Here is a 21,184-nt window from a genome sequence, read left to right as displayed (position 1 = left end):
CTCTATCTGGGTACGAAACGAAGCTGCTGGGCGATCTTGGCGTCCCGCTTGTCGACCTCGACCAAGGTGCGCTGGACCTTGCCGTGGAAGTCGATCACCACGTATTTCTTCGTGTCCTTGCGCGGATCGTAGACGATCAGATGGTGCTCGTCCCACCAGCCCTGAATGGAGGATTCGTCCGCCACCGAGGGAATGGTGGCCGTGCGGTTGCCGGACGCGAGGTTCCACACGCAGACGTTCGACTCCCCCTTGCTGGTGGGCGGGCAATAAGAGTAGAAGGACGTGCCGGAGGGCGAGAAGAGGCCGGAGCCGGGGATCAGCCCCACCCACGGCATGGTCCGCCCGACCTGCCCGTCCAGGGTGCGGAACCGCAGCCCGAACCTCGGGTCCTTCTTCTTCTCGTACGCGCCGGCCACGGAGGTGCCGTCCGGGCTCCAGTCGAAGTTGCCGTAGCCGTCCCGCTTGTCGTCGGTCATCACGACGGTCGCCTTGCGCGTCCGCACGTCGACCGTGACGAACCCCTGGGGGTACTGCGTGTCCTTCTTGCTGTCGATCGTGTAGATGGTGAGCAGGAAGCGCGTGCTGTCGCGGCTCCAGGTGCCGGCCAGGCCGCGCAGCGGCTGCTTGAGCGTATCCACCGAGAACTTCTCGCCCGTCTTGCGGTTGACGAAGACGACGTTGTCGTAGCTGGACGTGGCGAACTTCAGCCACGGGTTGATCGCGGTCCAGGTGCCGTCCGGCGAGACGACGGGGTCGCCGAACTCCGCGTTCCTGGCCACGGCGGTGAAGGTGTCCTTGCCCGGGTCGCGCACGTACGTCGCGTACTGCTTCTTGTCGAGGTCCTGGACGAAGTAGGACACCAGTTGCACCGGGTCGGACGGGTTCTCGTGCGTGGTGATCCGCACGCCCGGAAGCTTGAGGTCCGTGGTCGCCTTGGCGGGCGGGCTGGGCGACGCCTGGATGACCGACGCCGAGGGGGCGGGCAGCGGGGTCGGCGCCGCCGCCTGCACGGTCGGGGCGGGTGTGGGAGCAGCGGGGGTGCGCCCGGCGGTGAGCGCGTAGACCGAGCCGCCGGACAGCACCGCGATGGCCACGGCGGCGGCGCCCAGCACCAGGCCGCGGCGGGAGCCGTTCCGCCGGGCCGGCGGCGGGGGCAGGAAGTCGACCCTGCTGCCGGGGTCGGGCGGCGGCGCGCTCCGCAGGGGCGTCGGCTGCACCGGCACCCCCGCGGGGGAGGCGGCGACAGGGGCGGGGGCGGCGGGGACGGCCTCCAGGGTGGCGAGGATCTGCGAGTGGCCGACCAGCCGCAGCAGGGCCTCGCTCGCGGTGGGGCGGCGGGCGGGGTCCTTGGCCAGGCATCCGGCGACCAGGTTGAGCAGGTCGTCGTCCAGCACGCTGAGGTCCGGCTCGTCGCGCAGCACCCGGTTGATGGTCGCGGACATCGAGCCGGCCTCGAACGGCGCCCGCCCGGACGCGGCGAACAGGATGGTGGCGCCCCAGGCGAACATGTCGGCCGCCGGGCCGACCGGCACGCCCTCCAGTTGTTCGGGGGTGAGGTACGCGGGGGTGCCCACCGAGCGCGTGGTGCTCTCCATGCCGGCGTCCAGCGCCTGGGCGATGCCGAAGTCGATGACCCGCGGGCCGTCCGGGCCGAGCAGCACGCTGCCGGGGCTGAACTCGCGGTGCACGATGCCCACCTGGTGGATGGCGACCAGCGCAGTCATCGTCCCGATCGCGAGGCGGTGCAGCGCGGGCCCGCGCAGCGGCCCGTCGGCGTCCACGGCCGCCTGGAGGGTCGGGCCGTCGATGTACTCGTTGACCACGTACGGCCGGTCGCCGTACTGCCCCGTCTCCAGGACCTGGGCGGTGCAGAAGGCCGAGACCTGTCGTAGCTCCTCGACCTTGGCGAGGAAGCCTTCGGTGCCATGGGTGTCGGCGTGCAGGAGCTTGAGCGCGACGTGATCGCTCTGCGGGCCTTTCGCCAGGTAAACGGTGCTTCTCGCACCCTCACCGATCCTGCCGACGATGTGATATGCGCCCAGCTCGGAGGGATCATCCGATTGCAGGGGCAAGACCTGCGGCATGTCGGGATTCTCCTTAAAAAGACGGTCCCTAGATCATCAATTATGCGTACCGAAGCACGTGCTCGGCAGGCTCTTGCCGGTTTTCCTGGGTAACTGAGTGGTTAGAGAACTAAGGGAGTGATCATGGCTAGATGCGAAGTATGCGGAAATGATTACGATATGACGTTCGAAGTCCATGCCATGGGCGGCGTGCACACCTTCGACAGCTTCGAGTGCGCGATCCAGCGTATGGCGCCGTCCTGCGAGCACTGCGGCTGCCGGATCATCGGCCACGGCGTGGAGGCCAACGGCCACTGGTACTGCTGCGCGCACTGTGCCCGGGAGAAGGGCGTCTCGCAGCTCGTGGACCGGGTCGGGGCCGGCGTGCGGTGAGGCCGCGCCTCACCCCTTCACGGCGCCGATGATGACGCCCTTGGTGAAGTGGCGCTGCACGAAGGGGTAGACGAACAGCACCGGGATCAGCGCCAGCACGACGATCGCCATCTGGATGGCCAGGCTGGGCGGCAGCGTCTCGCCCGCGATGGTGTCACTGGTCTGGCCGACCACCAGCGACTGGCCCTGCAGCACGTACTGCCGCAGCACCACCTGCAGCGGCCACTTGGCGTTGTCGTTGAGGTACAGGACCGCGTTGAAGAACGAGTTCCAGTACCCGACGGCGTAGAACATGCCGATCACCGCGACCACGCCCTTGGACATGGGCAGCACGATCCGCCACAGGATGCGGAACTCCCCGGCGCCGTCGACGCGGGCGCTGTCGGTGACCTCGCCGGGGATGTTCATGAAGAACGCCCGCATCACCACGAGGTTGAACGCCGCCACCGCCGACGGCAGGATCAGCGACCAGTAGCTGTCGATCAGGCCGAGCGAGCTGACCAGCAGGTAGTTCGGGATCATGCCGGGCCCGAACAGGTAGGTGGCCAGGATCAGGAACAGCAGCGGCCGGTGCAGCAGCGACCCCGGCCGGGACAGCCCGTACGCCGCCAGCACCGTCACCGTCAGGCTGATGGCCGTGCCGGTGGCGGTGACGCCGAGGCTGATCAGCACGGCCCGGGTCACCACCCCGCCGGAGAACAGCTCCCGGTAGGCGCCCAGCGACAGCTCGCCGGGGAAGGTGACCAGGCCGCCGGCCCGGGTCACCGCCTCCTGGGAGGACAGGCTGGTGAGTACCACCATGTAGATCGGGAACAGCACGCTGACCACGATCAGCGTCAGGATCACGCCCTTGACCAGCCGTCCCGCCGTGCTCGGCCGCTCGTCCCACAGGGGCCGCGCCGTCGATACCGTCATGAGCCCGCTTTCATGATCGCTTGTAGATGCCCTGCTCGCCGAACCGGTGGGCGACCTTGTTGGCGATCAGGATCAGCACCAGCCCCACCAGTCCCTTCACCATCCCGGCCGCCGCGCCGTAGCTCCACTCGCCGGTGGTGAGCGTGCGCCAGTAGACGAAGGTGTCCAGCACCTCGGCGGCATCCCTGCCGACCGCGTCCCGCTGGAGGAAGAACTGCTCGAACCCCACGTTGAGCGCGTCGCCGAGACGCAGGATCAGCAGAAGGATCACCACCGGCCGCAGGCCGGGCAGCGTGATGTGCCACATGCGCCGCCACCGCCCCGCGCCGTCCACCGCCGCCGCCTCGTACAGGTTGCGGTCGATGGCCGCCAGCGCGGCCAGGAAGATGATCGTGCCCCAGCCGGCGTCCTTCCAGACCGTCTCCCCGGTGACCAGCAGCAGGAAGGTATCCGGGTTGGTCATCAGGTCGATGCCCTCCAGGCCGCGCTCGCGCAGGAGCTGCGAGACCAGCCCCGCGCCGCCCAGCATCTGCTGGAACAGCGTGACCACCAGCACCCACGAGAAGAAGTGCGGCATGTACACGACGCTCTGCACCAGCAGCCGCACCCTCGGCCGCATCACGCTGTCCAACAGGATCGCCAGCGCGATCGGCACGGGGAAGTAGAAGACCAGCTGGAACGCCGTGATGCCGAGGGTGTTCAGCGTCGCGTCCCAGAAACTGGCGTCCAGCAGCAGCCACTGGAAGTTGGCGAGCCCCACGAACGGGCTGTCGGCGAAGCCGACGTACGGCGAGTAGTCCTGGAACGCGATGATGTTGCCGAGCAGCGGCACGTAGTGGAAGAGCAGCAGGAGCCCGATGGCCGGAGCGGTCATCAGCAGCAAGGGCCAGTCGCGCCGCAGGCGGGCCCGCAGCGGCCGTGGAACGGTTTCCTGGCCGGTCATCACGGATTTTCCCGCGTTCTCGCTTGCCTTGGCAGCCCTCTTACGGCCAGAGTTAAGGGTGCCGGTCCCGGCGGGTGAGGTCAGGTCACCCGCCGGGCCGGTTTTTTTCGTGTCGTGGGTCACCCGGGCCGCCCGGATCCGCCGCGCCGGAAGGGCAGGTCAGGCACGGCCGTTGTCCCGCAGGACCTTCATGTAGAAGTCCCTGGCCTCGTCGCCGCCGTCCCGCCGCCACTCCTCGACGATCTTCTTGATGTCGCTCAACGGCCGGCGCCCGCGCATCACGTCGGTGAACTTGTCCTCGGTGGGGATCTGCAACCCGGACATCTTGGACGGCCGCTGGTGGCGGATGCCGTCCAGCGGGGTCTTCTGGATGAACTTGAAGCTGTCGTTCTGCCAGGCGACGCTGTCGCGCACCGCGTCGGGGTAGGCCACGAACTCGGCCACGATCGGCCGGCCGCCGAGGAAGACGTACGACGGGGCGAGCTCCTTGCGTCCGAGGTCGGTGGGCTGCGGCACCCCGGCGGCGTCGCGCTTGAAGTGCTTGCCCTCCACGCCGTAGGTGGCGAGCTCGTACTCCTTGGTGCCGAACGGCGCCGCGCACCAGTTCAGGATGCCGAGGATCTCCTTCATCTTCTCCGCGCCGAGGCCCTTCTTGACGAAGGTGAAGATCCCGGCGGGGCTGTTGTGGTACATGATCGGCGTGCCGCCGTCGTGCGCGAACACCGGCAGGGCGCCGATCGCGAAGTCGGGGTTCTTGCCGCGGTGCTGCTGGAGCAGTTCCTTCCACGCGCCGAGGCCGTCACGGTAGATCAGCAACTGGCCGGACGCGAAGAGGTCCTTCTCGTTGGCGCCCTTGCTGCTGATCACGTTCGGGTGGACCAGCTTGGCCTCGAACAGGCGGCGCATGAACGCGATGCCCTGTTCCCATTCGGGCGTCTCGTACCTGAACTCGAGCTTCCCGTTCTGGTACCGCCACTCCTGGGGGATCCGGAAGACCGGCCACAGCATCTCGTGGATGTCGCCGAACGCCCAGCGCCGCGCCTTGGGGTCGGTGATCTCCTTGCCCAGCTCGAACAACTCGTCGGCGGTCTTGGGCAGCGTCCAGCCGGGGTTCTCGCCGAACAGGTCCTTGCGGTACAGCAGGGCGAAGGGATAGGGCTCGGTGGGGAACGGCACCGCCATCAGCTTGCCGTTGAACACCGCGAACTCCCACGAGGGCGTCGGCAGGTTGGCGAGCATCGGGTAGGCCTTGACCTTGTCGCCCTGGAGGTACGGCGTGAGGTCCTCGAAGGCCTTGTCGACGGCCAGGTTGAAGTCGGCCATCTTCTCGATCTCCCACTGCGGGACGACCATGAGGTCCGGCACGTCCCCGGCGGCGAGGCGGGCGGTGGCCTTGTCGCCGTAGGTGATGCCGTCGGCGATCTGGAACTGGATGGTGGCGCCGATGTCGGCGTTGCACGCCTGGAAGTAGGCGTTGTCGTCGAGCCCGGGCGGCGGCGGGCCCCACAGCGGGGTCATCGCGGTGTACCGGCCGCCCTTGCCCGCGGCGCTCACCGCGTCGGTGGCGGACGCCGGGTACTTCAGGTAGCCGCCGCCGACGTCGGGCACGCCGGGCAGGGGGGAGATGGTGCCGGGGACGTCGGGGGTGACGCCGGGATATGCCACATATGACGGTGTGAGGCTTCTCAGCTTGTCCGCGGCGGCCGCGGTGGCACCGCCGCCCGCGCCGGGACGGCGGGTGGCGGGGGTGGAGCAGGCGGCCGTCAGGCCACCGCCGGCGAGGGCGGCGGCGCCGAGGCCGGCTAAGCCGAGGAAGCCCCGGCGGGTGGTACGGATGTCGGCGGGGCCGCGATGCGGGGTGGGTTCCACGACACGTTCCTTCGGTTCAGGTCAGGTATCTCGTCAGGGGTGTCGGCCTGGGCGGGCTACGAGGTAGAGTTAGTTCGTCTTATGACCAAACAAATTAGACCAGCGTGACGTGCGCCACAAGGGACGGTGGCCCGTTGGCCCGGAAGCGGCGCGGGGCCGGCTCCCGGGGAGCGCGGGACGTGGCATGACCCACCGCTCGATGATGAGGCATGATGACCCCACCGGGGCACAGCGGGAACGGGGCTGATTTTGATCAACACGCACACGGGCCCTCAACCGGCGGACTTCGCCGACGTCCGGGCCACCAACCTCGCGGTCGTGCTGCGCTTCGTCCGGCAGAACGCCCCCTGCTCCCGCGCCGACATCGCCGCGTCCACCGGCCTGAACAAGGCCACCGTGTCCAGCCTCGTCGCCGACCTCATCGACCGGCGCCTGCTGCGTGAGACCGGCCTCACCGAGAACCGCGTCGGCCGCCCCGCCACCATGCTGGTCCTGGACGGCTCGCCGTACGCCGCGATCGGCCTGGAGGCCAACGTCGACTACCTCACCGCGGTGGCCGTCGACCTCGCCGGCACCGAGCTGCTGTCGTGGCGGCGCACCTTCCAGGGCGCCACCGCCACGCCGGGCCAGGCCGTCGCCGCCATCGCCGCGCTCGCCCGCCGGGTGCTCAACCGCATGGACAAGGAGGCCCGCCAGGTGCTCGGCCTCACCGTCGCGGTGCCCGGCCTGGTCGACGTGAACGGCTCGGTGCGCATCGCGCCCAACCTCGGCTGGCGGGACGTCGACCTCGCCGGCGACCTCACCAAGGCGCTGCGCGACCCCGGCTTCCCCGTCCTGGTGGACAACGACGCCAACCTCGCGGCCCTCGCCGAGCACCGCTTCGGGCCGCACGGCGCGGTGAGCGACCTGATCTACCTCACCGGCGAGATCGGCGTCGGCGCGGGCCTGATCATGGACGGCCGGCTGCGCCGCGGCGGGCGGGGGTTCGCCGGCGAGGTCGGCCACATCCCGATCGACCCCGCGGGCCCGGCCTGCCGCTGCGGGCGCAACGGCTGCCTGGAGGCCGTCGCCGGTCTCGGCGCCGTGCTCCGGCACACCGCGCCGGACGCCACGCCCGGCGAGCTGGAGCCGGAGGTCGAAGAGATCGTGCGCCTCGCCCGCGCGGGCGACCAGGCGGTGCTCGGCACCCTCGCCGAGGTCGGCCGGGCGATCGGCATGGGCGTCTCCGTCCTGGCCAACGTGCTGAACCCCCAGGTCGTGGTGCTCGGCGGCTATTACGTCGCGCTCACCCCGTGGGTGCTGCCCGCCGCGCGCGAGGAACTCGCCCGGCTCAGTTTCGCCCCCGAGGCGGGCGGCACCGAGCTGGTCGCCTCCACCCTCGGGTACGGCGCGGCGGCGCTCGGCGCGGCGGCCCGGCTGCTGGACTCCATTGATTCAGGACGCCTTCCTGCCACCGGCTGACCAGCGTGTGTCGAGTCGCGAAAACGACTCTTGACCTGAAGCCGACGAAACGGCAGGCTTCAGAAGAACCCCTTGTGTAACACTGCGGAAACCTTTGTCAACCCCCATCGAAGCGCTTCGACGAACGTCCCCGGTTGAACCGCTTCGATTCCGCTGAGCCGTTCGGCGTGAAGCGCTTCGACGTGCCAACTCGGTGAAACGAAGGACGGTCCCGATGAACGAACCGGTGCCAGGCACCTTCCGCGACCCCGGCCTGCCCCTCGCCGCCCGGATCGCCGACCTCCTCACCCGGCTCACCCTGGAGGAGAAGCTCGGCCTGCTGCACCAGTACCAGGCGGCCGTCCCCCGCCTCGGGCTCGGCTCCTTCCGCACCGGCACCGAGGCCCTGCACGGCCTCGCCTGGCTCGGCCCCGCCACCGTCTTCCCCCAGGCCGTCGGTCTGGCCAGCACGTGGGACCCCGGCCTGGTGCGCGAGGTCGGCGCCGCGACCGGTGACGAGGTGGTGGCCTTCCACCGGAAGGACCCCGCGGGCGCCGGGCTCAACGTCTGGGCGCCGGTGGTCAACCCGCTGCGCGACCCGCGCTGGGGCCGCAACGAGGAGGGCTACTCGGAGGACCCGTGGCTGACCGGCGTCATGGGCACCGCGTTCGCGCGGGGCCTGCGCGGCGACCACCGGGTGCTGCGCACCGCGCCGACGCTCAAGCACTTCCTGGCCTACAACAACGAGACCGACCGCTGCGTCACCTCCAGCAACCTGCCGCCCCGCGTGCTGTACGAGTACGAGCTGGCCGCGTTCCGCCCCGCAATCGAGTCGGGCGCCGCGGTGTCGCTGATGCCGTCGTACAACCTGGTCAACGGCCGACCCGCGATGCTCAGCCCGCTGATCAACGACGTGGTGCGCGGCTGGACCGGTGACGACCTGCTGGTGGTGAGCGACGCCTACGCCCCCGCCAACCTCACCGGCCTCCAGGACTACTACGGCGACCCGGCCGCGGCGTACGCGGCGGCCGTCCGGGCGGGGCTGGACAGCTTCACCCAGGACGACGACCGTCCCGCCGACACGCTCGGCCACCTGCGCGCGGCACTGGAGCGCGGGCTGCTCGGCGAGGACGACGTGGACACGGCCGTGCGGCACGCGCTCTCGGTCCGCTTCCGGCTCGGCGAGTTCGACCCCGCCACGCCCTACGACGACATCACCGAGGAGGTCGTCAACCGGCCCGAGCACCAGGCCCTGGCCCGGCGGGCCGCCACCCGGTCGTTCGTGCTGCTCAAGAACGAGGGCCTGCTGCCGCTCGGCCGCCCCGCCAAGGTCGCGGTGATCGGGCAGCTCGCCGACACGCTGATGGAGGACTGGTACAGCGGCACCCTGCCGTACGCGGTCACCGCCAGGGCGGGCCTGTCGGAGCGGTGCGCCACCGAGTTCTGCGAGGGCGTGGACCGCGTCGCGCTGCACGCACCCGGCGGCCCGGTGACCGCCGCCGAGGACTTCGGCGGCGGCCCCCTGGTGGTCCGGCAGGGCGCCGAGCCGAAGGCCACCTGGTTCGACCTGTTCGACTGGGGCGGCGGCGCCTACGCGCTGCGCGCCGCCGCCAACGGCAGATACGTCTCGGTGGGCGACGACGGCGTGCTGGTCAACGACCAGCCGGGGCCGAACGGCTGGGAGGTGCGCCAGACCTTCCGCCTGGACGAACGGCCCCGCGGCGCGCTGGCCCTGCGGCACATCTCCACCGGCCGCCACGTGGAGCTGGCGCCGGACGGCACGCTGCGTCTCGCCGACGACCCCGACGCCGCCGCCGTGCTCACCCTGGAGCCCGTGCTGAGCGGCGCCCAGGCCGCCGCCGGCCTCGCCGCCGGGGCCGACGTGGCGGTGGTGATCGTCGGGGACCACCCGCTGGTCAACGGCAGGGAGACCGAGGACCGCGCCGACCTCGCGCTGCCGCCCGCACAGGAGGCGCTGGTGCGGGCCGTGCACGCCGCCAACCCCGCCACCGTGCTGGTGATCAGCAGCGGCTACCCGTTCGCGGTGACCTCGGCGCAGGAGGAGCTGCCCGCCGTCCTGTGGTCGGCGCACGGCGGGCAGGAGTACGGTCACGCGCTCGCCGACGTGCTGTTCGGGAACGCCGACCCCGCCGGGCGCCTCACCCAGACCTGGTACCGCTCGGCGCGCGAACTGCCCGACCTGTTCGACTATGACATCATCGCCACGGACTCGACCTACATGTACTACCGCGGCACCCCCCTGTACCCGTTCGGGCACGGGGAGAGCTACGCCCGGTTCGAGTACTCCGGCCTGGAGCTGTCCGCCGGCACCGTGGCACCGGGCGACGTGCTGACGGTCCGGCTCACCGTCGCCAACACCGGCTCGCGGCCGGGCGAGGAGGTCGTGCAGCTGTACACCCGCCAGCGGCGGTCCCGGGTGAAGCAGCCCCTGCGCAGGCTGCGCGGCTTCGAGCGGGTCCGCCTCGTCCCGGGGGAGAGCCGCGTCGTCACCCTGGAGCTGAAGGTGGCGGACCTGGCGTTCTGGGACGTCACCCGGGGCAGGTTCGTGGTCGAGGACGCGCCGCACAAGGTGCTGGTCGGGCGCTCGTCCCGCGACATCCGGCTGAGCGGCCGGTTCACCGTGACCGGCGAGCGCATCCCGCCCCGCGACCCCTACACCAGTCCCATGGGCGCGGCCGACAACGACGAGTACGACGGAGTCGTGCTGTGCGACGCGGCCCGGGTCACCGGGGACGCGGTCCGGGGGGCCGCGCCCGGCGCGTGGATCGCCTTCCGCGACGTCGACTTCGGCGCCGGGGCCGCCGGGTGCGCGCTGACCGTCACCAGCACCGAGGGCGGCGTGCTCACGCTGCGCCTGGACGACCCGCTGTTCGGGCCCGTGGCCGGGGCGCTGTCGGTGGCCCCCGCGCGCGACCGTTACGACCTTGTGTCGGTCGCCTGCCCGCTCGCCGGGGCGGCCGGAGTGCACGATCTGTATGTGGTGTTCGAGAACGAGGGGGTCACGGTGAGCGAACTCGTATTCACCGAGGCGGCCGTCCCCGCGGAAGGCGGGGCGCGGGGGACGCGGGGGATACCGGCGGCGGAGGGGAGGGCGGGGCACGGCGCGCCCTCGGCGCAGTGGCCCCAGGGACCGGTGCGGAAGGCGGCGCGGGGCGTCCCGCGCGGGGCCGCGGAGGCCGCCCGTTGAGGACGGTCACCATCGCCGACGTCGCCAAGCACGCCGGGGTCGCGGTCAGCACCGTGTCCTACGTGCTGAGCGGCAAGCGCGCCATCTCCGCCACCACCAGCCAGCGGGTGATGCGCAGCGTCCGCGCGCTCGGCTACCACCCCAACGCCGGGGCCCGCGCCCTCGCCAGCAAGCGGTCCAACGTGATCGCGCTGGTGCTGCCGCTGCGCGCCGGCATGCACCTGCCGGTGCTCATGCAGTTCGCCACCTCGGTGGTGACCACGGCCCGGCAGTTCGACCACGACGTGCTGCTGATGACCGCCGACGAGGGCCCCGACGGGCTGCGGCGGGTCGCGGCCAGCGCCCTGGTGGACGGCCTGGTGCTCATGGACGTGGAGATCCACGACCCGCGCGTGCCGCTGCTGCGCGAGCTCGGGGAGCCGAGCGTGCTCATCGGGTTCCCCGCCGACACCACCGGGCTGACCTGCGTCGACCTCGACTTCGCCCACGCCGGGGCCGTGTGCGCCGACCATCTGGCCACGCTCGGTCACCGGGACATCGCGTTGCTCGGCGCGCCCCGGGTGGTGTACGAACGTGGTACCGGTTACGCCGAGCGCACCATGGAGGGCTTTCTTGAGGCAGGACGCGGCCACGGCGCCACCAGCATCGCGCTGCCCTGCGAGGAGGGCTTCGACGAGGTGTCCGCGACGGTGACCACCCTGCTGAAGGAGCACCCGGCGCTGTCCGGCCTGGTCGTGCACAACGAGGCGGCCGTCGACCACGTGCTCGGCACGCTGCGCATGCTCGGCAGGCGCGTCCCCGAGGACGTGTCGGTGGTCGCCATCTGCCCGGACGACGTGGCCGAGCGGGCGAGCCCGCGGCTCACCTCGGTGGCCATACCGGCCGCCGACGTCGGCCACCAGGCCGTGCGCCTGCTCATGGCCAAGCTGGACGGCGGCCACGTGCCCGACGCGACCCTGCTGGCGCCCCGCCTGACCGTCCGGCAGAGCACGGGCGAGCGGTGAACACCGAGGGCGCCGAGCTGACCGTGGCGCGCATCGCCGCGCTGGCCGGGGTGTCGCCGCCGACGGTGTCCCGCGTGATCAACGGGCAGAGCGGCGTGGCGCTCGCCACCCGGGAGCGGGTGGAGGCCGTGCTGCGGGAGGTCGGCTACCGACGCAGGGAGACCGCGACGTCGTTCCCCATCCTGGAGCTGGTCTTCCACGCCCTGGAGAGCCTGTGGGCGCTGGAGATCATCCGCGGGGTCGAGGAGGTCGCGCGGGAGCTCGGGCACGCCGTGGTGCTCACCGAGATGCAGGGCAGGCTGACGCCCGGCCGCGCCTGGACCGAGCAGGTGCTCGCCCGGCGGCCCGCCGGCGTGATCGCGGTGTTCTCCGAGCTGACCGCCCAGCAGCAGTCGCAGCTCGCCACCCGTTCCATCCCCCTGGTGGTGCTCGACCCGACGGGGGAGCCGCTGCACGAGACGCCGTCGGTGGGCGCCACCAACTGGGCCGGCGGCCTGACCGCCACCCGTCACCTGCTCGGCCTCGGGCACCGGCGGGTCGCGATGTTGTGCGGCCCGCTGGAATGGCCGTGCTGCCGGGCCCGGCTGGACGGCTACCGCGCCGCCATGGACGCCGCGGGCGTGCCCGTGGACCCGGAGCTGGTGAGGGTCAGCACCCTGTACGTCGAGGGCGGCCTGAGCGACGGGGCCGAGCTGCTGAGCATGCCCGACCCGCCGACCGCCATCTTCACCAGCAACGACCTCCAGGCGTTCGGCGTGTACGAGGCCGCGCGCCGGGCCGGGGTGCGGATCCCCGAGGAACTCAGCGTGGTGGGGTTCGACGACCTGCCGTTCACCCAGTGGGCCGGGCCGCCGATGACCACCGTCCGGCAGCCCCTGGTGAAGATGGGCGCCACCGCCGCCCGCATGGTGGTGGAGCTCGCCGAGGGCCGCAGCCTCGACCAGCACAGGGTCGAGCTGGCGACCACCCTCGTCCTGCGCGAGAGCACCGCGCCGCCCGCCCGCGCCTGAAGCGCGACGTTTTCGGCCCCACGACGGCGAAAGTTTCAGCTCCCTGCTGCCCTTGTGCTCCTGACACGGCAGGTCACGGCATCGAGGACTACACCATTACACCGGCCGCATTGCCCACAGAAACGTTTCTGGCAACACTCGGAATGTTTCAGCCATGGGTCGCCGCCGTGACGGCCGCGTCGGAGAGCAGGACGAACGCATGAGAATCAGACACATGCTGCTGGGGATCGCCGCTTCGGTGATGCTCGTGGTAGCGGGGATAGCCGTGGCGTCACCCGCGTCTCCCGCGACGCTCACCGAGGTCACCGGTTTCGGGACCAACCCCAGCAATCTGCGGATGCACATCTACGTACCGGACCGGGTGGCGGCCCGTCCGGCGGTCCTGGTGGCCGTGCACTACTGCACCGGCACCGGTCAGGCGTTCTACTCCGGCACGGAGTTCGCCTCGCTGGCCGACCGGTACGGCTTCATCGTCATCTACCCGACGGCGACCCGCAGCGGCAGCTGCTTCGACGTGTCCTCGCCCCAGGCGCTGCGGCACGACGGCGGCAGCGACCCGGTGGGCATCGTGTCGATGGTGCGGTACACGCTGCAGCGCTACAGCGCCGACTCCTCGCGGGTGTTCGTCACCGGTGCCTCGTCGGGCGCCATGATGACCAACGTCCTGCTCGGTGACTACCCCGACGTGTTCAAGGCCGGGGCGGCGTTCATGGGCGTGCCGTTCGGCTGCTTCGCCACCACCGACGGGTCCAGCTGGAACAGCCAGTGCGCCAACGGCCAGATCAGCCGTACGCCGCAGGCGTGGGGCGACGCGGTCCGCGCGGCCTTTCCCGGCTACACCGGCGCCCGTCCGCGCATGCAGACCTGGCACGGCACCGAGGACGCCACGCTGCGCTACCCGAACTTCCAGGAACAGATCAAGCAGTGGACCAACGTCCACGGCCTCAGCCAGACCCCGGCCATGACCGACAGCCCGCAGTCCGGCTGGACCCGCACCCGCTACGGCAGCAACGGGATCATGCCGCAGGTCGAGGCGATCAGCATCCAGGGCGTCGGGCACAGCCTGCCCACCAGCGGCATGGCCATGCGGGCCATCCAGTTCTTCGGTCTCGACACCACCGGCCCGACGACCACCCCGACGGTCACGCCCACCGTGACCCCGACCGTCACCCCCACGGTCACCCCGACCGTGACGCCGACCGTGACGCCGACCGTGACGCCGACCGTCCAGCCGGGCGCCTGCCGGGTCACCTACACGATGAACACCTGGAACAACGGCTTCACCGCCGCCGTGACCGTCGCCAACACCGGCACCTCCACCGTCAACGGCTGGGCGCTCGCGTTCACCCTCCCGGCGGGGCAGACGATCACCAGCTCGTGGAACGCGCAGATCACCGGCTCGTCCGGCGCGATCACCGCGCGCAACGTCAACTACAACGGCACCATCGCCCCCGGCGGGAACGCGCAGTTCGGGTTCCAGGCCACGCACAACGGCGCCACCGGCAGGCCCTCGGCGTTCACCCTGAACGGCAACGCCTGCGCCATCGCCTGATCCGTCGTACCCCGGCGGCGTGAACCCTCGCGCCGCCGGGCCGCCGTCCCGTCCGGGCACACCCGGGCACCGGACGGCACCGGGACCGGCGGCGGCCCGTCCGCGCCGTCAGTCCACCACCGCGCTCTCGCGGTGCGGTGCGGCCCGCACCGCGAGGGTCGCGACGAGCAGGACGGTGAGGACGGCGAGCTGGGCGAGGGCCGACCCCAGCAGGCCGACGGGTACGGCGGCCAGGGCGAGCACGCCGGCCGCGGTGCGGAGGGGTCGCCGCGGAAGGCCGAGGACCCGCCGGTAGAGCAGGTCACCCAGCAGGTAGAGCGTGACACCCGCGGACAGCGCGAGGGCCGGGCCCGCGTGCATGTGGTCCAGCGGGTGGCCGAGGGCCTTCTTGACACCCGCCGCCACCGCCACGATGCCGAGCAGCATGGGGATGTGGCCGTAGAAGTACGCGCCGAGGATCAGCTGGGTCCTGCGCACCACGTCGGCCCTCGCCAGGGCGTGCTCGGCGGCCTCGGGGTCGTCGCCGCCGAAGTACACCCACCACAGGCACGCCCCCAGCGCCAGGCCCAGGGTGGCGGCCACCAGCAGCGCCGGGTTCACCACCCCGTGCGCGCCGATGCCGATCGCCACCACCGACTCCCCGAGCGCGACGATCACCAGCAGCCCGTGCCGCTCCACGATGTGCCCCGGGTGCAGCGGGAACCCCTTCTGCCCGACGAAGTACGGGCTGACCCACACCAGCACCACCGCCGCGCCCCACAACAGGTGGGTGAGCGTCCCCTCGGTGAACCCCGCCGCGAACAGCAGCGCCGTGGCCCCCAGGTTGAACGGCACGACCCGCACGAACGACGCCGTCGCCTGCAGGTACAACCCCGCGTGCACCAGCACGATGATCAGATACCCCAGCGCGAAGGCCCACCCTCCGCCGTCGAACGCCGTGGGAATGGCCAACGCCATGATCAGAAACCCCGCCATGCCCACCAGCACCAGCACCCGCCGCGCCGCCCGGACCGGCGGCACCGCGTTGGTCAGCCACGCGTACCCCGAGTACATCCACCAGATGACCCCGAACACCAGCAGAACCCGTAACGCCCCCACCACCGGAGAGGCTTGCTGCCCCCCGGCCTCCGATGGCTCGAACCCGTCCACCAGCAGAGTCGTCAGCTGAGTAACCGTGAACACGAAGACCAGATCAAAGAAAAGCTCCAACGTGGAAACCCGCAACTCCTGCTCACCAGAAGCAGGCTCCACCCTCTCCGAAAACCACCCAGGAAGCCGCACCCGCCCATGATCGCCTCTACCCCCCACCAACCGCGACCAATTAACCCCACCCCACCCGAAACCTGCCATCTCCTCCCCGCGACCCATACGGCGCTCGCGTGCGGTGGTCCCGTGCCCTGAGCCCCGCGCGTCCGACCCATGCGCCGGTAAGGACGGACTGTTCCGGCGCCGAGGCGGCGGGACGTTGTACGGCGAATCCGGCGCCGCCGTGCGGCGGACAACCCGGCGTGTGCGCGGCGCCGGTGAAATGGTCCTCGCGAGAGGGGCGCGCTTCGCGCGGAAGGCGCAAGGGCCGTTCCCCCGCGGGGGACACCCCCGCACCCCCGGCCCTGCCGGGCTCATGGCGCCCCACCGCCCACCCCCTCACAAGGGCGCGCCCGGCACGGGCGTCCCGCCACCTCGGCACGGAGCCAGGCCGAACGGGCGCCGAGTCGACGCCGTCATGTGCGGCCCTTTCCCGGCGCCGCGTCGGCGAGGAGGTGTACGGCGAATCCGGCGCCGCCGTGCGGCGGACAACCGGTCGTGTGTGCGGTGCCGGTGAAATGGTCCTCGCGAGAGGGGCGCGCTTCGCGCGGAAGGCCGCGAGGGCTGTGAGGTGCGAACCCCGAGCCGACCGGCCGGTCAGCGGGAGGTGAGGGAGGTCGTGGACTCGACTCGGGTGAGCTTTTCGGGGTTGCGGACGTAGTAGAGGCCGGTGACGCGGGTGTTCTCCACGCGCAGGGCCAGTACGCCGTCGACCACGCCGTCCAGGCGCAGGATCAGCCCGGGGTTGCCGTTGACCGTGGTGGGCTCGCCGGTGAAGGTGCCGCCGGCCTTGACGAGGCTGCCGGCCATGTAACCGAGCACCTTGGCGGCGCCGGCCACCGGCCGCAGGGCCGCCTGCCTGAGGCCGCCGCCGTCGCTGACGAAGACGACGTCGGGGGCGAGTACGTCGAGCAGCGCCTGCAGGTCCCCGGTCACGAGCGCGGTCTGAACGAGTCCAACGCGGCCCGGGCCTCTTCGGGGGAGGCGGGCGTGCGTGGACGGCGGGCGTCGACGTGACGGCGGGCGCGGTAGGCGAGCTGGCGTGTGGCGGCGGGGCTCTTGCCGATCGCGGCCGCGATGTCGTCGTAGCCGATGTCGAAGACCTCGCGCAGCACGAAGACGGCACGTTCGGTCGGTGAGAGGGTCTCGAGGATGAACATGAGTGCCAGCGACAGGTTCTCGGCGAGCTCGACGTCCTCGGCCACGTCCGGCGCGGTGAGCAGGGGTTCGGGCAGCCAGGGGCCGACATAGGCCTCCTTGCGCCGTTTGAGGGTGCGTAGCCGGTTGAGCGCTTGCCGGGTCGTGATCCGCACCAGGTAGGCGCGCCGGTCCCGCACCTGCGCCAGGTCGACCTTGGCCCACCGCAGCCACGCCTCCTGGAGGACGTCCTCGGCGTCCGCCGCCGATCCGAGCATCTCGTAGGCGACGGTGAACAGCAGGTCGCGGTGGGCGACGAATGCCTCGGTCGCCGGGTCGGTGACGTGGTCGTCCATGTCGTGCGCTTCACTCTCTCGCGGTCGGCCCCACCTGCCGGAAGCAGGCCGTGGAGATGTACCCGGTCCGAGGACGGTCGCCGGTAGCAGCCTCCCCACGGATCAGGCCAGGGTCGGCCGGTCAGAGTGGCGCCCCGGCGCCCGGCCGCGGCGTCTCCAGGCGATCGGCGCCGTGGGATGCGCGGGAACCGGCCTTGCGCGCCCCGGACGCCAACTGATCGAGGGGGAATCGGCAGGCGAGCTCCTTGACCTTGGCCCCGAGCCGCCCGCTGATGTGGAGCGCGTTCACCCGGTCGTCCAGGTAGGAGAACTGGGTGACGCCCCCGTTCCGGCCGAGGCTGATGCACTGCCCGGCGAACATCAACCGGACGGGAGCGGGTCTCCTCCCCGCGATCCGGCGCAGGATGGTGGCCGCGGCCCCCGCGCCCAGTTGCACGGCCGCCTGGCAGCTCATCCGGAACGGCCGGTCCGTCATCGCCGCCGCGTCCCCGGCCGCGACGATGCGCACGTCGTCCACGCTGGTCAGCGTCGCGTCGGTGAGCAGGCGGCCTTCGGCGTCGGTGCGCAGCCCGCTGCGGGCGGCCAGGTCCGGGACACGGAATCCCGCGGTCCAGATCGTCACCGCGCTGGGCAGCTCGCGGCCGTCGCCGAGCCGCACGCTGTCGCGTGTCACTTCCGTCACCCGCGCGCGGGGACCTTCGATGACGGTCACACCCAGCTCGGCGAGCCGGCGGGCGACCGGGCGGCGGCCTCGGGGATGCAGGTAGGGGCCGAGCACGTCGCCGCAGATCAGGGTGACCTCGCGGCCCAGCTCCGCCAGCTCGGCGGCGGTCTCCATGCCGGTCGGGCCGGCTCCGGCCACGGTCACCGGAGCCGTCGCGGGCGTCGCGGCCAGCGCCGACCGCAGTCGTCCGGCTCCTTCGAGGTCCGACACCGAATGAGCGAACTCCGCCGCTCCGGGCACGCCGGGATCGGCGGCGCCGCTGCCCACCGCGTAGACGAGGTACTCGTAGGCGACCGTGCCGCCGCCTGCCAGCGACACCCGGCGCTCGGCGGCGTCGATCCGGGTCGCGGCGTCCACCACCAGCCGGACGTCCCCGCCCAGAACCTCGCCGAAGCCCTCGACCGCGTCGTCGGAGCCGGTCACGAGCTGGTGCAGGCGGATCCGCTCGACGAAGTGGGGACGTCGATTGACCAGGGTCACCGACACGCCGTCGCGCCGAGCCAGGCGATTGGCGGCCATCACGCCCCCGTACCCGCCACCGATCACGACCACCTCGACGTTCCCGTTCATCATGTCTCCCTCGTGTCCTGGACTCGACATGGAGACACCAGCCGCGCGTCCGGCGTAACGGCCCGCGGATGAGACGTGGCGCACATCGGACGCGGCGGGAACGCCACCCCTTCCGCCGCGCGTGACGCGGTCCTGACCGAGGTCGGGGCAGCGGGCAAAGGGTCAGTCGGAGGTGGGGGTGGGGGTTTTGCGGGTGCCGGCGACCAGGCGGTCGTGGGGGGCGGTCGGGGGCGGGGCGGGGCTTTCGGTGGAGGTGTCGTCGGTGGGCTTGGTCGTGCGGCGGGGGCGGGTCTTGCGGGCGGCGGTGGAGTCGGTGGCTTCGGTGCGGGGGGAGCTCTCCGGGAAGGTGACCGGGCCCTTGACGGGGGTGTCCTTGGGGGAGGGCTTGGGATCGAGTTTGGGGTGGACGGCCGTGGTGGCGTCCGCGGGGGGAGTGGTGTCGGTGGCAGGGGGGCGGGACGAGTCGCGCCAGGAGGCGATCACGTCGTCGGCCTCGGCGTCGGCGGACATCTCGGCGTCCGCTTCGGCCTCGCGGCGGCGGATGACCACCAGGTGGTCGACGGACAGGCGGCCCGCCCCGACGACGGCGAGCAGCACGGAGGCCGCGCCGAGGGCCACGATGAGGTTGATGTCACCGCCGGTCAGTGGTAGCCCGACGTCCCCGCTGACCAGCACGAACACCGCCAGCGCCTCGGCGAACAGGATGATGCCGCAGGCGGGGACGAACAGCCCGGCCACCATCAGGGCCCCGCCGATGAGCTCGATGAGCATGGTCCCGGCGGCCCATAGGCCGGGCACGGGCGCGTCCATCCTGGCGAACTGCTCCTGGGTGGCGTTCAGCCCGGACTCCAGCTTGTGCCAGCCGTTGGCGAAGAAGATGCCGCCGACGCCGAGCCGGGCGGCCAGCGCGGCGATGTCGGTAAAGGTTCGTCTCACGGTGCCCATTCTCCCGGGGTAGATCCGCCTTGCCCAGACAATTGCCCTGTATCCCCACCGTCATGCCCCTCGCCGACCGGGCCACTCCGCCGGGGCGTCAGCGCCAGCGCCGCGAGGGTGGTCGCGCCGAGCAGTACGACACTGATCAGGACCGCGCAGTGCAGCGCCCCGACGAACGCCTGCCGCGCGACGTCCAGCAAGGCGCCCCCGGCGGGTCCGGGCAGCCCGGCGGCGACGTGCGCCGCGGCGGCGAGCGACTCCCGCGCCTGGGCGAGCGCCGCCGGCGGCACCCCGGCGACCGGCCCCACCGCGGGGGCGTACACGGCGGTGGTGACGGTGCCGAGCACCGCGACGCCGAGGCCCGCGCCGAGCTCGTACGCCGTCTCCTCGATGGCCGCCGCGCCACCGGCCCGCGACTCCGGCGCGCACGCCATGATCGTGTCCGACGCCGCCAGCAGCGCCGCCTGCACCCCGAACCCGATCCCGGCGAAGCACAGCCCGAGCAGCCACGGATGCTGCTCGGTGCCCCACGCCAGCGTCGGCGTCAGCGACAGCCCGGCGAGCCCGAGACCGCCCGCCATGGTGGCGCGCAGCCCGAACCACCGCAGCAGGAACGCCGCGCTGAGCCCGCCCGTGACGGCCGCGACCATGAGGGGCAGCATGCGCACCGCGGCGCGCAGCGGGCCGTCGCCGAGGACGAGCTGGAGGTACTGGGCGAGCATCAGCTCCAGCCCGACCAGCGCGAACACCGCGAGCAGCACGCACAGCACACCCACGGAGAACCCTCGCCCGGCGAACAGCCCGAGGTCCAGCAACGGGTGCGCGAGGCGGCGCTGCCGTACGGCGAACCACGCCAGCAGCCCGGCCCCGGCGAGCAGGATCAGCAGCGCGGCCCCGGAGCCGCGCCCGGCCTCCTTGAGCCCGAAGGCCAGGCACAGCACGCCGAGGGTGGCCAGCGCCGCGCTCGGCGCGTCCCAGCGGTGCCCGTCGCGCCGGGGCGTCTCCGGCAGCAGGCGGGCCGCCAGCGGCAGCGCCACCACCAGCAGCGGCACGTTGATCAGGAACACGGTGCCCCACCGGAAGTGCTCGACGAGCGCTCCGCCGACCAGCGGCCCGATCGCCGCGCCACCGGCGGCGACGGCGCTCCACACGCCGAGGGCGACGGCCCGCTCGCGCCGGTCGGTGAACACCTGCCGGATGATCGACAGGGTGGCCGGCATGATCATGGCGCCGCCCACGCCGAGCACGGCGCGCGAGACGATCAGGGCGGCCGGGGTGGTGGCGAACGCCGCCGACAGCGAGGCGGCCCCGAACACCAGGTAGCCGAGCAGGACCAGGCGCCGCCTGCCGTACCGGTCGCCGAGCGTGCCGAACACGACGAGCAGCGGCGCGACGACCAGGGAGTAGACGTCGATGATCCACAGCAGCTGGACGGCCGTGGGCTCCAGGTCCGCGGTCAGCGCGGGCACGGCGATGTGGAGCACGGTGGCGTCCACGGCGATCAGCAGCAGGCTGGAGCAGAGCAGTGCGAGGATCGGCCAGCGGTCCGGCCGCGGGTCCATCGTGCTCCGGGTGCTGCCTCCCGGCCGGGCCCCCAAAACGGTCATTGGCTACCTAAAGGGATGTGGCTGCTGAATCTGGGTGGCAGCTTAGGGCCATCCCCCTTGATCGATCAGCGCCTTGCCGTAACGGTTGTCGCCGCGACCCTCCCGGGGCTCCTGGGGTTCATGATCGAGCTGGGGCGATCCCGACCTCTCTA

General features: G+C 71.9%; 16 protein-coding genes. 6 read left to right on the top strand and 10 right to left on the bottom strand.

Features of this window, described 5'->3' with window-relative positions:
• Positions 1-2 precede the first annotated feature (2 nt).
• Complete coding sequence (locus ACFP1K_RS02285; protein ID WP_380746557.1) at positions 3-2,084, bottom strand: serine/threonine protein kinase; 2,082 nt, start codon at positions 2,082-2,084, stop codon at positions 3-5.
• A 123-nt stretch (positions 2,085-2,207) separates the two neighbouring features.
• Between ACFP1K_RS02285 and ACFP1K_RS02280 the strand changes: the two genes are divergently transcribed.
• Positions 2,208-2,456, top strand: coding sequence for a hypothetical protein (locus tag ACFP1K_RS02280; RefSeq protein WP_380746555.1), 249 nt, complete (start codon positions 2,208-2,210; stop codon positions 2,454-2,456).
• 9 nt (positions 2,457-2,465) lie between these two features.
• Here ACFP1K_RS02280 and ACFP1K_RS02275 read toward each other — a convergent pair whose 3' ends face one another.
• The 3 genes from ACFP1K_RS02275 to ACFP1K_RS02265 form a co-directional block, all read right to left on the bottom strand.
• Positions 2,466-3,371, bottom strand: coding sequence for a carbohydrate ABC transporter permease (locus ACFP1K_RS02275; RefSeq protein ID WP_380746553.1), 906 nt, complete (start codon positions 3,369-3,371; stop codon positions 2,466-2,468).
• A 10-nt stretch (positions 3,372-3,381) separates the two neighbouring features.
• Positions 3,382-4,314 (bottom strand): ABC transporter permease, encoded by a 933-nt coding sequence (locus ACFP1K_RS02270; protein WP_380746551.1) that lies wholly within the window; start codon positions 4,312-4,314, stop codon positions 3,382-3,384.
• Between the two features lie 159 nt (positions 4,315-4,473).
• A complete protein-coding gene (locus tag ACFP1K_RS02265) occupies positions 4,474-6,183 on the bottom strand; it encodes an extracellular solute-binding protein (RefSeq protein ID WP_380746549.1) in 1,710 nt (569 codons plus the stop codon).
• A 249-nt stretch (positions 6,184-6,432) separates the two neighbouring features.
• Here ACFP1K_RS02265 and ACFP1K_RS02260 point away from each other — a divergent pair, with 249 nt between their 5' ends.
• From ACFP1K_RS02260 to ACFP1K_RS02240, 5 genes are all read left to right on the top strand, one after another.
• Positions 6,433-7,644, top strand: coding sequence for an ROK family protein (locus ACFP1K_RS02260; protein ID WP_380746547.1), 1,212 nt, complete (start codon positions 6,433-6,435; stop codon positions 7,642-7,644).
• Positions 7,645-7,858: 214 nt separating this feature from the next.
• Complete coding sequence (locus tag ACFP1K_RS02255; protein ID WP_380746545.1) at positions 7,859-10,831, top strand: glycoside hydrolase family 3 C-terminal domain-containing protein; 2,973 nt, start codon at positions 7,859-7,861, stop codon at positions 10,829-10,831.
• Positions 10,828-11,835 carry a LacI family DNA-binding transcriptional regulator gene (locus ACFP1K_RS02250; protein ID WP_380746543.1) on the top strand — a complete coding sequence of 336 codons (1,008 nt, stop codon included), beginning with the start codon at positions 10,828-10,830 and terminating at the stop codon, positions 11,833-11,835. Before ACFP1K_RS02255 ends, ACFP1K_RS02250 begins: the two co-directional genes overlap by 4 nt.
• Entirely contained in the window at positions 11,832-12,845 is a 1,014-nt protein-coding gene (locus ACFP1K_RS02245) for a LacI family DNA-binding transcriptional regulator (RefSeq protein WP_380746541.1), read from the top strand. Before ACFP1K_RS02250 ends, ACFP1K_RS02245 begins: the two co-directional genes overlap by 4 nt.
• 199 nt (positions 12,846-13,044) lie before the next feature.
• A complete protein-coding gene (locus ACFP1K_RS02240; protein WP_380746539.1) occupies positions 13,045-14,397 on the top strand; it encodes an extracellular catalytic domain type 1 short-chain-length polyhydroxyalkanoate depolymerase in 1,353 nt (450 codons plus the stop codon).
• Between the two features lie 108 nt (positions 14,398-14,505).
• On the opposite strand, the gene ACFP1K_RS02235 is transcribed toward ACFP1K_RS02240, so the two are convergent.
• The 6 genes from ACFP1K_RS02235 to ACFP1K_RS02210 all read right to left on the bottom strand — a co-directional run bounded on the left by ACFP1K_RS02235 (position 14,506) and on the right by ACFP1K_RS02210 (position 21,032).
• Positions 14,506-15,606 carry a low temperature requirement protein A gene (locus ACFP1K_RS02235; protein ID WP_380746537.1) on the bottom strand — a complete coding sequence of 367 codons (1,101 nt, stop codon included), beginning with the start codon at positions 15,604-15,606 and terminating at the stop codon, positions 14,506-14,508.
• Positions 15,607-16,299: 693 nt separating this feature from the next.
• Positions 16,300-16,638 (bottom strand): hypothetical protein, encoded by a 339-nt coding sequence (locus ACFP1K_RS02230; protein WP_380746535.1) that lies wholly within the window; start codon positions 16,636-16,638, stop codon positions 16,300-16,302.
• Positions 16,635-17,195, bottom strand: a complete 561-nt coding sequence (locus tag ACFP1K_RS02225; protein WP_380746533.1) for a sigma-70 family RNA polymerase sigma factor — start codon at positions 17,193-17,195, stop codon at positions 16,635-16,637. The genes ACFP1K_RS02230 and ACFP1K_RS02225 overlap by 4 nt, the downstream gene beginning before the upstream one ends.
• Positions 17,196-17,316: 121 nt before the next feature.
• The gene (locus ACFP1K_RS02220) at positions 17,317-18,492 is read right to left on the bottom strand and encodes an NAD(P)/FAD-dependent oxidoreductase (RefSeq protein WP_380746531.1); all 1,176 of its coding nucleotides are present in this window, start codon (positions 18,490-18,492) and stop codon (positions 17,317-17,319) included.
• A 159-nt stretch (positions 18,493-18,651) separates the two neighbouring features.
• Positions 18,652-19,425, bottom strand: a complete 774-nt coding sequence (locus ACFP1K_RS02215; RefSeq protein ID WP_380746529.1) for a DoxX family membrane protein — start codon at positions 19,423-19,425, stop codon at positions 18,652-18,654.
• Positions 19,422-21,032, bottom strand: a complete 1,611-nt coding sequence (locus tag ACFP1K_RS02210) for an MFS transporter (RefSeq protein WP_380746527.1) — start codon at positions 21,030-21,032, stop codon at positions 19,422-19,424. The genes ACFP1K_RS02215 and ACFP1K_RS02210 overlap by 4 nt, the downstream gene beginning before the upstream one ends.
• Between the last annotated feature and the right edge of the window lie 152 nt (positions 21,033-21,184).

This window comes from Sphaerisporangium aureirubrum (genome assembly GCF_042658925.1).
GTDB lineage: Bacteria > Actinomycetota > Actinomycetes > Streptosporangiales > Streptosporangiaceae > Sphaerisporangium > Sphaerisporangium aureirubrum.
The sequence above is the reverse complement of the archived record's forward strand: the minus strand, read 5'-3'. Positions and strand labels throughout refer to the sequence as shown.

Bases quoted from the DNA above. Each gene is read 5' to 3' on its own strand.
- ACFP1K_RS02285 (WP_380746557.1), bottom strand. From the start codon at position 2,084: ATGCCGCAGGTCTTGCCCCTGCAATCGGATGATCCCTCCGAGCTGGGC.
- ACFP1K_RS02280 (WP_380746555.1), top strand. From the start codon at position 2,208: ATGGCTAGATGCGAAGTATGCGGAAATGATTACGATATGACGTTCGAA.
- ACFP1K_RS02275 (WP_380746553.1), bottom strand. From the start codon at position 3,371: ATGACGGTATCGACGGCGCGGCCCCTGTGGGACGAGCGGCCGAGCACG.
- ACFP1K_RS02270 (WP_380746551.1), bottom strand. From the start codon at position 4,314: ATGACCGGCCAGGAAACCGTTCCACGGCCGCTGCGGGCCCGCCTGCGG.
- ACFP1K_RS02255 (WP_380746545.1), top strand. From the start codon at position 7,859: ATGAACGAACCGGTGCCAGGCACCTTCCGCGACCCCGGCCTGCCCCTC.
- ACFP1K_RS02240 (WP_380746539.1), top strand. From the start codon at position 13,045: ATGAGAATCAGACACATGCTGCTGGGGATCGCCGCTTCGGTGATGCTC.
- ACFP1K_RS02225 (WP_380746533.1), bottom strand. From the start codon at position 17,195: ATGGACGACCACGTCACCGACCCGGCGACCGAGGCATTCGTCGCCCAC.
- ACFP1K_RS02220 (WP_380746531.1), bottom strand. From the start codon at position 18,492: ATGATGAACGGGAACGTCGAGGTGGTCGTGATCGGTGGCGGGTACGGG.
- ACFP1K_RS02210 (WP_380746527.1), bottom strand. From the start codon at position 21,032: ATGACCGTTTTGGGGGCCCGGCCGGGAGGCAGCACCCGGAGCACGATG.